Source organism: Exiguobacterium sp. s191 (genome assembly GCF_018618955.1).
In the GTDB taxonomy this organism is placed as follows: Bacteria; Bacillota; Bacilli; order Exiguobacteriales; family Exiguobacteriaceae; genus Exiguobacterium_A; species Exiguobacterium_A abrahamii.
In genome coordinates, this window is record NZ_JACSNC010000001.1 from 308,081 (window position 1) to 320,461 (window position 12,381).

Annotated in this window: 10 protein-coding genes; 3 read left to right on the forward strand and 7 right to left on the reverse strand. The window is 47.9% G+C overall.

Going from position 1 to position 12,381, the window contains the following annotated elements; all coding sequences use genetic code 11:
* The first annotated feature begins 181 nt into the window (after positions 1–181).
* Together KNQ09_RS01595 and KNQ09_RS01600 are read left to right on the forward strand one after the other, a co-directional pair.
* Complete coding sequence (locus KNQ09_RS01595) at positions 182–2,737, forward strand: ATP-binding protein (RefSeq protein ID WP_214857143.1); 2,556 nt, start codon at positions 182–184, stop codon at positions 2,735–2,737.
* A 147-nt stretch (positions 2,738–2,884) separates the two neighbouring features.
* A complete protein-coding gene (locus tag KNQ09_RS01600; protein WP_214857144.1) occupies positions 2,885–3,991 on the forward strand; it encodes an MFS transporter in 1,107 nt (368 codons plus the stop codon).
* A gap of 52 nt (positions 3,992–4,043) precedes the next feature.
* Here the strand turns inward: KNQ09_RS01600 and KNQ09_RS01605 are convergent, their stop codons facing one another.
* From KNQ09_RS01605 to KNQ09_RS01630, 6 genes are all read right to left on the reverse strand, one after another.
* Positions 4,044–5,216, reverse strand: a complete 1,173-nt coding sequence (locus KNQ09_RS01605) for an MFS transporter (RefSeq protein ID WP_214857145.1) — start codon at positions 5,214–5,216, stop codon at positions 4,044–4,046.
* 114 nt (positions 5,217–5,330) lie between these two features.
* Positions 5,331–6,359, reverse strand: a complete 1,029-nt coding sequence (locus KNQ09_RS01610; protein WP_214857146.1) for an ABC transporter permease subunit — start codon at positions 6,357–6,359, stop codon at positions 5,331–5,333.
* Entirely contained in the window at positions 6,359–7,219 is an 861-nt protein-coding gene (locus KNQ09_RS01615) for an ABC transporter permease subunit (RefSeq protein ID WP_047390994.1), read from the reverse strand. The genes KNQ09_RS01610 and KNQ09_RS01615 overlap by 1 nt, the downstream gene beginning before the upstream one ends.
* Before the next feature lie 28 nt (positions 7,220–7,247).
* On the reverse strand, positions 7,248–8,315 hold the full coding sequence (locus KNQ09_RS01620) for a DUF58 domain-containing protein (protein ID WP_058712915.1): 1,068 nt from the start codon (positions 8,313–8,315) through the stop codon (positions 7,248–7,250).
* Positions 8,316–8,321: 6 nt separating this feature from the next.
* Positions 8,322–9,245, reverse strand: a complete 924-nt coding sequence (locus KNQ09_RS01625; RefSeq protein WP_029341157.1) for an AAA family ATPase — start codon at positions 9,243–9,245, stop codon at positions 8,322–8,324.
* A gap of 17 nt (positions 9,246–9,262) precedes the next feature.
* A complete protein-coding gene (locus KNQ09_RS01630; RefSeq protein WP_214857148.1) occupies positions 9,263–9,952 on the reverse strand; it encodes a hypothetical protein in 690 nt (229 codons plus the stop codon).
* 181 nt (positions 9,953–10,133) lie between these two features.
* Between KNQ09_RS01630 and KNQ09_RS01635 the strand changes: the two genes are divergently transcribed.
* Positions 10,134–10,748: an NAD(P)-dependent oxidoreductase gene (locus KNQ09_RS01635; protein WP_133208007.1), complete on the forward strand. Its 615-nt coding sequence runs from the start codon at positions 10,134–10,136 to the stop codon at positions 10,746–10,748.
* Between the two features lie 46 nt (positions 10,749–10,794).
* On the opposite strand, the gene amyS is transcribed toward KNQ09_RS01635, so the two are convergent.
* Positions 10,795–12,318, reverse strand: coding sequence for an alpha-amylase (amyS, locus tag KNQ09_RS01640; protein ID WP_373954801.1), 1,524 nt, complete (start codon positions 12,316–12,318; stop codon positions 10,795–10,797).
* Positions 12,319–12,381 lie beyond the last annotated feature (63 nt).

The window sequence follows — 12,381 nt, forward strand, 5'->3', positions numbered from 1 at the left end:
GTTGAAAACGGTTGAATCGTGACATCTAATTGTCATATACAACGATTTAGATTAAAGTTGTATGAAATTGAAATCTTTTTGAGCAGAATGCTGTGTATCGATTGAAAAAAGTTTACAATGAATGGACGGGAATACCTTTATTGCTGGAGAAGGATAAAGGGAAAGGAGTTGAATTCTTTTAATGAAAACATGGCTGAATCGAACGATCGGACGGCAAATCATGTCTGCGTTTTATGTGATTTTTCTGACACTGCTGCTAACGACAGGTGGTGTCTACCTATATACGAAACAACAGGTGGATGAATCACGCCAAGAGTTAAAGATGTTAAACGAACATCGGACACGGGCGACGGATTTGTACGAATCATGGCAAAGCATGCAGTACGAGATGCGTGGCTTCGTCTTGCTTGGTGACGAAGAGATGTTAAAAGAAATCGAAGCAAAGAAAAATGACATCAATCAACAAACGACATGGTTCGAGCGCAATGCACGCTTCAAAGAAGAACGGCAGTATGCAACGGACGCACGGGAACTCTATACAGCGTATACCCAACGCGTCATGCCGAGTCTCGTCAATTATGTCGCGGCGAAAAAAGACGGCAAAGTGACGGAACCGTTCTTGAAGATGCCGACGCTTGGAAAGGTCACGAAATCAAAACCACTCGATCCACAGCGGAAGTTTAACATCAAGACGAAGAGTGCGGCTGATATGAGTTCAAGTATCGTTGATATGGAGACGGTCTTCACAAAATATCGTAATTCCTTAAACGATCAAGAGATGGCAGCGCAAGAGCGGCTTGGTAAACAAGTCAACTCGTCGCAAATTCTCGGAGCAGTCAATATTGCAATCCTCTTATTGATTACTCTCGTTTTCGTCCGACCATTCGTCCGCCGCTTGACGCGTCAGTTGCGTCAGTTGAACCGGGAAAGTGGACGACTCGCTAAAGGTGAGGATGCGACACCGATCGTCATCACGAATCGTCAAGATGAGATTGGTGAGTTGACGACGACGTTCAACCAGATGGCAGCCGCTATTTCCGGGCAAAAACATCAACTCGTCGCAAGTAACGATGAACTACAAAGTCAACAGGAAGAATTAATTGCCCAGCAAGAAGAGCTTCAATCGCAACAGGAAGAGCTCGAAGAAGCACTCGACATCACGTTGCGCAACGAGACCCATTTGCGTTATCGCAATGAGTTGACCGAGACACTCGCGTCTCGTGAGACGTTGACGGCGTATCCAGCGATCATCGAAAAATTGATTACGATCACCGATGCGGAGCTCGGAGCAATCGTCTTCTTAGAGCAAGACCGTTATACGGATCTCGTCTCGTACGGGATGACGTCAGCTCAGGAGCACCAGTTATTGCACGCTTCGACGTCATTACTCGAACGCGCACGTCTTAATAAACGTGCCGTTCGCTCGACGAAACAAGTCGCGAGTCATCATCCGCTCCCGTATCCATACACTATGTACGAAATCGTCGTACCGGTGATGGACCCAGCAACGAACACGATGATTGCAAGCATTTATCTCGTCCGTTACCGGGATGCCTTTACGGAAGACCAGACGAACGAAATCTGGTCGTTCTCCCGTCAATTGGCACTCTCCTTGCTCCGGATGCGCGTCTTCGAAGAAGTCGAACGAGAACGGGAAAAGACGTCCAAACTTCTCCATTCGATTCGGGAAGCGGTCATCTATATCGAAGGAGAGACGATTTTTGCCAATAAACCATTGCTCGCTTTATTCCATCATCCGGCGCACGATCAAGTGGCGGAAGAAGGATTAATGACGCTCGACGTCAAAATCGAAGAGTTGGCAGTGCAAGTCGATCAACATGAGGCGTTCTTAACCTACATGGATCATGTCTGCAGTCAGGAAATTCCGACGGAGAGCTTGGCGTTGTCCTTGAACAAGGAAGAGCGATTCGTCACGCTGTATGCAGAGGAAATTCATTACGGTGGTTGTTTCCGCGGTACGATGCTCGTCTTACGTGACGTGACGGCAGAGACAGCGATCGACCGGATGAAATCGGAATTCGTCTCGACCGTATCGCATGAGTTGCGGACACCGCTTGCCTCGATTTACGGCTACACGGAATTGATGCTCGCGCGCGACGTTCAGGAATCAAAACGTCAACGGTATCTCGAGACGATTCATGCAGAAACCGAACGGTTGACGAATCTCGTCAACGACTTCCTCGATGTCCAGCGCATGGAATCGAGTCAGCAGCAATATGACTTCAAACCGCTTGATTTGACGAAAGTCATTCAGGAAACGGTCGAGTTCCATACGGCTTCGGCAAAAGATCACGAGCTAGTCCTTGATTTTGAAGAAACGACGACGGGGCGGATTCATGCGGACGAACAAAAAATGCGTCAGCTGTTCACGAACCTGATCAACAATGCGATCAAGTATTCACCGGACGGTGGTCGAATCACGATTACGATGCGTCAAGTCGAAGATCGTGTCCAGCTGAAGATCGAAGATGAGGGAATCGGCATTCCGCGTCACGCGTTACCACAACTGTTTAGTAAGTTTTACCGAGTCGATAATTCGGATAGTCGAAAAATCGGCGGTACCGGTCTTGGTCTTGCGATTTGTCAGGAAATCGTTCGTTCGCACGAAGGAATGATTCATGTCGAATCAACGGAGGGTGTCGGGTCCGCGTTCATCGTCGAACTACCGATCGTCCAGTCCGTCGTACCGGTCACGGAATCGGCAGATGACTGTTAATGTCAAAAGCGTTCTTTGATTTTTTAATCAAAGGGCGTTTTTTTGTTGGTTTCATCTGCAAAACGGGAATTAACTACTATCAAATAGAAAGGAAGTGAGGAGATGCGGCGAAGCAGATGGCCTTGTTAAGTCCGACGATCACTCATTTTGTGGATCCTGATTGAAGCCAGTAGTTCGTTCATTCCAGCGTATGTGATTGAGCGCTTTTACTGGGAAGACCGGGGAATGAGCATTGCCGACGTTGTCATCGCAGAAATCGTCTTTGCTTGGGTCATGTTGATTGGTGAGGTTCCGTTCGGTTTGTTATCCGATCGGTGGGGCAGAAAGCCGTTCATTCTGGCTGGTTTCGTATGTGAGTGGTTATCGTTTACGGTGTTGCTTGAAGCCTACTCATTACCTGCCTTCCTCTTGGCGATGGTCCTTGCCGGCATCGGTGGCGCAGCACTTAGTGGAGCGCTTGAAGCCCACGTCTATGAAACATTGCGAATGCAAAGGATAGAAGAGCGATTCGAGACGGTCTGGCGAGTGATTTCAATTAGTGGTTTATTGACATCAGGACTTGCGGCACTTGTCGGAAGTTACGCTGTGCGATCGGTAGACTTGATTTGGCACTATCACGTGTCCTGGTGGATTTTGCTCGGAACAGTACTCCTGACGTTTTTCTTAAAGGAAGCATCGCGAGAACAAAACGTAGAGACGAGTTCATTAAAGACATTACTAAACGGTTTTTCGTTTCGACGCGTCTACGTCCGAATTCTTTGTCTTGTTTTGTTATACGGGGCGACGATTGATTTCGTCGATGAGTTTTGGCAACTCTATCTACGTGATCAAACGATACCGATGATCTATATGGGTTTCGTTTTTGTGTTATTCCAAATCATGCAGGCGATCGGCGCGTCCTTATCTCGCTTACGGTCACCGGTCGGATGGGCGATGATCTATATCGTGTGTCTTGCCGGATTGTCGGTTGCCTCACCGCTCGTCAGTATCGGGTTACTCGGGACGCTGTACTTGTGCTATGGCTGGGCTGATCCTTATTTGACCACTGTCATCCAAGAAGTTGCACCGCCAAATGGACGCGCAACGTTTACGTCGCTGATCTCAGTCATTGAACGTTTAACTGTGCTTGGAACCGGTACGCTGTTCGTCTTCGTCGAACGTGTCTTCTCGCTTCAGATGACCTATGCCGCGCTCGGTCTCGTCTCACTTATGTTGCTTCTGTTGTATAGTGTGACGCGAACGCGTCAGAACTGAATCAAAAAAAGGACAAAGGTGCATTGACCTTTGTCCTTTTGACTGTCATTTATTACGACACGTGTCGTTGCTCCTGAGAGGAACGCGCTAATACCTGGCGAGCTGGTTGCCACATCAACAAGGAGAGGACTCCTGCGAGCGCATAGACAATCTCGATCGCAAACACATCGGCAAGCCATCCGAACAGCAGACTACCGAGACAGAAGCAGAGTGCATACACGGTTTGTTGCACGCTATAGACATACGGTAACCGTTCGAGTGGTGTCGTCGTCTGCAACAACGTATTAATCTCGATCGCCCGGACCTGACTTGCGAAGCCTTGGAACAGACAAGCGATCACGGCAAGTGTGACGATTGGAGCGAAAGCAAACAAGAAGGTCGCCCCAATCGAAAAGGCGATACTACAATAAAGCAACGAACGCGTTCCACGACGACGTAACATCATGTAACTACCGGCGATCATGCTCAGCAGATAGAAGGCATTTAGAATGCCCCACCAGCGTTCCGATAGCTGGAAATGTGTATCGATGTAGACGAGAAACAGAGCAGAAATCCAAGCCGTACTGACGAACGCATCGATTCCGACGAGATACGTGTTGGCTTTCGCGAAAGGATGCGATCGCGTGTAGTGAATACTCGACCGGAAGGAGACGTCTTCCCCTTCCATCGAAGGGGCGGGTAGAGAGCGGACGCTTCGATAGAACAGATAGCTGATGAGACTGGCACCTAAAAACAGACTAGCCGAGACGGACAAGACGGAAAGAGGCGATAACCAGCTGACCAGAATGGCGCCGAGCGGCCACATGATGAGCTGAATCACTTGATTCGAACCTTGTACGAGACTGTTAGCTTTCTGAACATCCTGACACAGTCGAGGGATGAAGGCACTTTCGATCGGACGAGCAAATCCGTCGAAGAAAGCGATACATCCAACGAGTGCGAGGATAAGTGGCAGTGGTAAATCAAATCCCCAGATGACGCCTAATAGAATCGTCTTGAGGAGTTGACTGCCGAACAACAAGGAGGCATGGGGAACACGTTGAGCGACTTGGGCGAATAAGAAGCCGCTTCCTGTCATGCCTGCTGTGACGAGAACAGGAAACAGGGCAGCGAGACTCGCTTGCCCTGTCGTTTGATAGATCATCGCGATCAGGGAGACGATATAGAGCGCATCTCCCGCATTCGCAATCCATTGACTGACCAATAAAAGCGTAAACCGGTTCATTCTGAATGACCTCCATATCGTACGTATTTAGTTAGGAGTGAGAATTCAGAATGACTTACATCGGACGCCCTCATTTCGTGTTTTTTTCTAGTGTAAGAGGAAAAAAATGGATTGTCAATCAGAATCGTGACGGGAGTTCTGGGCAACGAGTGTAAAGGGATCGACCATCGACGTCGCAGCGGCTTCGTCTTGAGCACGAGATGCCGATAGCTTGATTGGTTTTAGTTGCTGGCGGAAGCGGAAAGCCCGTTCGAGTCGACTCATGAATAGATTGCTGAAAAAGACGACTAATGCTAGCCCAATCAGTGGAACAAGGAACATATGATTGAGCCAAGACGTCGCTGAAAACTGGTTATAGTAATAACCGAACATCGAGGACCACTCAAAAATCGTTGGGGCAGTTCCTACATGTAAATTAACCGTTCCAGCGAAGAAAATTTTGAAAAGTGATAAGTGAACGAGTAACATCAACGTTTGGATGAACTGTTGCATAAAAACGATTGTCAACGTTGGAACAAGATGTGGCCAAATGTGGCGTCTGAACCGATGCCACGGACTGCCACCAAGCGTCTGGGCGACAATCATGAACTCTTGACTAAGTAACTGACGGGTCTCAGCAATCAGATAAAGCGATAAAGAGGGGAGACCAAGCAAAATCAAGACGATCAACTCGAACGATACACGGTCGAACAACGATGGGATAGCAGTCGAATCAAAGAACGTAAGTGATGGAAGCAAAAGGAGCAACGCGACAAGAGAGAGCGGTAAAACTAAAAATCCATCAAGAATAAGTTTTAAGTATCGATTGACGCGAGCACTTCTAAAAGCTAGCGGAATCGCAATCACTAGCGAAAGAAACATTCGACCGAGCGCAACAATCATACAAATACCGGCTGTCCATTTAAATCCTTCAATCATCAATTGAAAGAGGTCATAGCCAGAGCGGTCTGTACCGAGCCATTGATCACTTGACGGTTTTAGTGGTGATGTCGCAAGGAACGTACCGTCTTCAGCATACCGGTTCGAGATTTGATCGACTTGACCATCACGAAAGATCGTATTTCCAAAACTAAGGAGCAGTAAACCAGTGAGTAAAAATAAACATAGCCAGAAGACAGGATCTCGCATCAAAGTACGACGCATCAAATCCCCCCTTTCCAGGCGTTAGGAATAAGCCATTCTGCCAACAAATCAATGATGAAAATCGGTAGATAGATTAAGAACAAGATGACCATCAAAATCGGCATTTGTCCATTATAAAAGACGAACCGGAACATACCTTGCACTTCGAACGTGTATTCAATGATCACGAGACTCGATAAGACCGTAATGATGTTCGCTCGGAAAAACAGATAAAACCGATAGATCATTGTTGGAATCAAGTGTTTCCAGAAAAGAGCGGCAGGACGAATGCCTTTAGCCCGTGCGAGTTCAAGAAAAGGAGCAGCTTCCTGTTCGAGTACTTGCGTCGTCAACCATTTGATGAAGAAGAATAGTGTTGTCAACGTTAGGGTAAGAATCGGTAAAAAACGAATGTACTCAGCATAGGATCCCGCAATTTCGATTTTGTCATACCCGGTCGTTTTAAACAGATAAAGGACAAGGAATTGTGAAAGAATGATCCAGAACAGATCCGGAACCATCTCAAGCGTCCGCGTTGTCTGTTTCAGCATCATGCGTGTTTTGCGGCCACTCCGATAAAACAAATAAGCATAAAAAATCGCACACACAGCGGAGACCAGCATAGCTGTCGTAAAGATGATTAACGTCTCTTTAATAAAGGGACTGATGGTAGGAAGCAATAAGAACTCCTTTTGAGCGGTTACGTTGAAATAGGTAATCTCATCAAGTTTCGTTAATTGAGCAAATTGCTGTTTCAGACCTTCCCAGTAGCTTGCTGGGTTGAATTTCATTTGCGCAACGAGTGCTGGAAGGGCGCTGATCGCAATCAAGACAAAAAAAGCCACGATGAGCTGAATTGATTTTCGGGCGATAAAAAACATGAAGGGAAAAACTCCTTTCTTTGGATCCTCAACCGATGGCGAGGATTCGGTCATTGCCAATTTGGATCAACTGACTGTTCATATGTTTCCGGCGCAGTACGTAGCGTTCGAACTGTTGCGTCGCGATGAACGAATCACGCGTCGAGACCGTCGAGAGCGTCATCAGGACATGTTTTAATTGTGGTTGTCCTTCTTGTAATGAGAGATGCGTCATTCGGTTCGCTCCGTCGAGTCGATTGAGGAACAGTTCAATCTTACAGCCTTCCTTGATCAATTCACTAATCAAGAACGCCGCTTGTTCAATGAACGTCTCAAATTGTTGGTGGAGACCATAACCGCTCGGGGCCGATAAGTTCAAGGCAATCGTGAACGTATCCTGATTGCTCGTTTCGAACACTTTCGCCTGCAGACGACCGGTCTTCGCCGTCGCATACCAATCGATCTCTTTTGACGGTTCCGCCGTATAAGGTTTTGCACCAAGCTGAACCAGTTTGTTCTTGAGCGGTGAGTAGCGGTCCGGTCGATCACCGATCCGTAAACGTTGTAAAAGAAGCGGCGTCGCTTGCGCTGTCAAGGACGGCAAGACTGTAAACGACGGATACGTATCGAACGTGAAGAGATAAACGCCCATCTTCCACGGCAAACGAATCGTCAAGATGATCTCATCGAATTCGGCTGGTCCACGACGAACCGTCTGAATTGGGATCGTCACTGCGTCTTCAGAGTCAATCACTGCATGAAACGTCGCCGGGTGAAGTGGATCCATCTCCGGAAAGATGACTCCACCATCCGTGTGCAAACGAAGTGTCGCTTCGAGTCCAAGCTGACTCAAGGATTCGACACCGAAGACTTGTAAATGGAGTGTCGTCTGTTCCTGGTTGAACATCAATGATTCATAGTGCTTCCATTCAATTGCGACGTCCCGTCGGAGCTGCTTTTCTGTTCGCCCGACGACGAAATGAATCGTCGCCAAGGCTGCAAACAGGAAACCGAGGACGGAAAGACGCGGAATGAAGAGGAAGATGAACGTCATCGTGACGTACAGTGGAAAAAGTCGGCGTTCAAGCCAAAACGGGACGGAACGTTCAATCTGCATGATTCGTCACCCCATCTCGACCGGAACCGGCACGTCGTCCAGAATGTGCGTCAAGACAGCCGCTTTCGTCGTCTTGATTCCACCTTCGAGTGTCAGTGTCAGGCGATGGGACAGAACGTGTTTTGCAAGATATTTGATATCTTCCGGGATGATGAAGTCGCGTTGATTCAAGAAAGCGTAACTTTGCGAGGCGCGAAGTAATGCAATCGCTCCACGCGGACTGACACCGACTTCAATGAGTTCATGGTTTCGTGTCGCTTGAACGATGTGTAATAGATAATCGAGCACGTCTTGCGATGCATGGACGCGGCGTGCCTCTTCCTGCCAGGAAATCAAGTCGCCACCTGACGCGATGCCGACGGCTGACCGACGGACGTTCGTCAGAATCTCAGATAATAAGCGACGTTCGTTCTCGAAATCCGGGTAACCGACTTCGATCGCGACCATGAACCGGTCGAGTTGGGCGTCCGGTAGTGGGAAGGTTCCTGCCGATTCAATCGGGTTTTGTGTCGCGATGACGAAGAATGGGGCTGGCATCTGATAGGTCGTTCCACCAATCGAGACCTGACGCTCTTCCATCGCTTCAAGTAATGCCGATTGTGTCCGCGGAACGGCACGGTTAATCTCATCGATCAAGACGACGTTCGCGAACAGTGGACCGCGTTTATTCTCGAACTCCTGTGTCTTTAAATTGAAGAAGTCTGAACCGATGACATCGGACGGAAGCAAATCCGCCGTGAACTGGATCCGCGAGAAGGCACTCTCAAAGCTCTGAGCGAGCGCCTTCGCGAGCATCGTTTTCCCCGTTCCCGGTACATCTTCTAATAGAATATGTCCTTCTGCGATGAGTGCCGTCAGACAAAGATCAATGACGTCCGGTTTACCGAGATAGATCGAATTGAGTTGGTCTTTTAATTGTTGTAGTTTCATAGGAAATCCCTCCAAGGTTAAATGGTTGAGTAGCGTGCTAGTTGTTGTTCGAAGCGTAGAATTTCATCGTCCGTGACGATCGTTTCCGACATATCACCGTAGCGGATATTCCGATACAACTGAAAATCGACAGGGACTTCAATTCGACGTAACCAGTCTTCAAGCGTTTCGTTCGGACGACGTTGCTGACTGCGCGGTAAGTGTTGCTCAAAGTGGATGACGAGATCACGGACACGTGAAGACGAATACGATGCATACAGGTAAGGTGATTTTCTTAAAGAAGCAGGACGAAAGATTGATTGAGCGAATGGAACGTCATCCGTTACGTCTCCTGTAGACCTGCGCCGTTTTTTCACGCGACGCGACTGAACGAGTTTCCAGACCATGAAACTAAATAAGCTGATTAAAATGACATATTGTAGATAAGAAAAGGGGGAGTCAGAGGCATCCGCTTTAAGGGATTTCCAGAGCTCTTTTGGACCAGGTCGTGGATCGATCGGTTCAAAAGGCATCTTGCCTTTTGTGTTAGTAGGTGAGTGACCGTTTTTAAAACTAATTTCGCCATTCGCTTCAGTTTCTGCAATCGAAGGCTTTTTAAAAGGATCCGGCATGATGTAATGCGTGTAAATATACGTCGCGGTAGTTTGAAACAAGAACAGACCAATTAGAATGACACCAAGCGACATGATAAAGCGTTGCCGTAACACAAGCGATCCTCCTTCCTGTTTTTAAGGAAAAAATATCCATATGTACTTAGGAAGATTTTAGCATACACGCTTAACAAATAAAAACAATTTTCTGAAAATAAAGACAAGGTGAGACGATTCATTTTCAAGTGGTAAGGGTATGATGGAATCAGTGGTTCTTGAAAGAGAAAGGATGTTTTGTATGAAATTGATTATTTTTGGAGCGACGGGTCAAACGGGGCAAGAACTGGTCAAGCAAGCGATTGATCACGGTCATGAGGTCACAGCCTTCGTCCGCAGTCCGGAAAAACTGACACTACGTGACGAACGGTTACACGTCGTTAAGGGTGACGTGCTCGATCAAGAAGCGGTGACGGCTGCTATTGCCGGGCAAGAGGCTGTCCTGACGGCTCTTGGCACAGAGAGTCTTGCATACAGTGGCTTTTTAGAACGGAGTCTCGTCCGGATCGTGACAGCGATGAAAAAGCAGGGCGTAGACCGAATTGGTTATGTCGCGTCTGCCGGTGTTGATGATGAATTACCGGGTGTACAAGGAATGCTCGCTCAGCGGATTCTGAAAAATCCACTGAAGGATCACCGCCAAGCGATCGCGCTTTTGCAACAAGCGGATTTGAACTATACGGTGGCCCGACCACTCCGTTTACTGAACGGTCCGTTGACGGGGCTTTATCGTCAAGCAGATACAGGTGTTCCGGAAGATGCAAAACAAATCAATCGCGCAGATGTGGCGCATTTCCTCTTACAAGCAATCGAGACAGAAGATCATATCAAATCGAGTGTCGGTCTCGCTGAATGAAGAAGAAAGGTCTCTCCCGTCATACGGAAGAGACCTTTTTGATTGCTTATTGTTGACGATAGACGGAGACCGAACCACCATTGACGAAGAATTGACCGTAGCCATCTTGGTTGATCGTGACCGATGCTGTGTTGTTTCCAGTGATGTCTGTCCAGACTTCTCCTTTGTTCTGAAGCCCGACGTACATCCACTTGCTACCGCCAGGACCATCCGAAAGGATTGTCGCAAGACCTGATTTTGCCCGGTCTGAGACACCTTCACGTGTCCAACCGATGATGTCTTGGTTATCGAGGTAATCATTTTGTTTCCCGAACGCGAAGTCCTTCCGTGCTTTGAGTAACGGATCAATCTTCGAAGCGAGTGCTGGAATTTCACGATTCGACGTACCTTTTGTACCATAGTAGTCACCATAGAAGACCGACGGATAGCCTTGTTCACGTGTCAGAATCATCGCGTAAGCAAGCGGTTTGAACCATGACTGAACCGTTGATTCAAGCGATTGTCCAGGCTGCGAATCATGGTTCTCTACGAGTGTGACGGCTTGGACTGGATTGCTCTTGACGAGAGTACCGTCAAAGATCGTCCGCATGTCATAGTACCCGCCGCCTTTACTTGCCTGTTCGAACTTATAATGAAGCGGTGCATCAAAGACGGATTGTTGATAATTCGTCCGACTTAAGTAGTTTTGCAACGTGCCAAGATCGTTCTGCCAGTACTCTGCGACTGTAAACAATGGTTTGCCCGTCGTCTGACGAACGTTCGCGAGCCAGTCCGCTAAGTAACCGTGTTTAATATGCTTGACGGCATCGAGACGGAATCCATCAAGACCAAGTTCGTTGACGTACCATTTTCCCCAGTTCTTCATTTCTTGCTGGACTTCTGGATGATCGAAGTCGAGATCCGCATACATCAAGTAATCGTAATTGCCGTTTTCACCTGAGACATCCGTATCCCACGCTTTACCGGTACCGCGGAACTTGTAGATGGCACTCTTAGAACGCGATTGATCCCAGTCCGTGCCGTCGAAGTGATACCATTTCCATTTGAAGTTCGAGTAGAGGTTATTTCGTGCTGCAAAATTGAAGCCCGTCCATGCCTGGATTTGATAATCGCCCGAGACTTCCTGATTGCGGTTACCCGGATTGACTTCGACTGCCGTGACGGCTTCCGTGAAATCGGCACCACCTTTATGGTTCATGACGACATCGCCATAGACATCGATTCCGGCGGTATGCAATTGTCCGATCGCCGTTTTTAATTGCGCCTTTGTGCCGTATTTCGTACGGACCGTTCCTTTTTGGTTGAACTCACCTAAATCGTACAAATCATAGGCGCCGTACCCGACATCATTTTGCGAGGTACCTTTGTAAGCAGGGGGAATCCAGACCGATGTGATCCCGAGCTGATCGAGCTTTGTTGCGTCACTCCCGAGACGGTTCCAGTGGTTACCGTCATTTGGCACATACCATTCGAAATACTGCATCATCGTTCCGTTGTCTGCCGTTGCGCCGACTGCAATCGGTTGCGCAAGTGGCACTAAAAAAGCAGCGGATGCGACGGTTGCTAAAATCCATCTTTTTTGTTTCACGTAAAGACCTCCTTATGATTTGTGAAAGCGCTTGCATTATTTATT

Bases quoted from the DNA above. Each gene is read 5' to 3' on its own strand.
- KNQ09_RS01595 (WP_214857143.1), top strand. From the start codon at position 182: ATGAAAACATGGCTGAATCGAACGATCGGACGGCAAATCATGTCTGCG.
- KNQ09_RS01605 (WP_214857145.1), bottom strand. From the start codon at position 5,216: ATGAACCGGTTTACGCTTTTATTGGTCAGTCAATGGATTGCGAATGCG.
- KNQ09_RS01610 (WP_214857146.1), bottom strand. From the start codon at position 6,359: ATGCGTCGTACTTTGATGCGAGATCCTGTCTTCTGGCTATGTTTATTT.
- KNQ09_RS01615 (WP_047390994.1), bottom strand. From the start codon at position 7,219: ATGTTTTTTATCGCCCGAAAATCAATTCAGCTCATCGTGGCTTTTTTT.
- KNQ09_RS01620 (WP_058712915.1), bottom strand. From the start codon at position 8,315: ATGCAGATTGAACGTTCCGTCCCGTTTTGGCTTGAACGCCGACTTTTT.
- KNQ09_RS01625 (WP_029341157.1), bottom strand. From the start codon at position 9,245: ATGAAACTACAACAATTAAAAGACCAACTCAATTCGATCTATCTCGGT.
- KNQ09_RS01635 (WP_133208007.1), top strand. From the start codon at position 10,134: ATGAAATTGATTATTTTTGGAGCGACGGGTCAAACGGGGCAAGAACTG.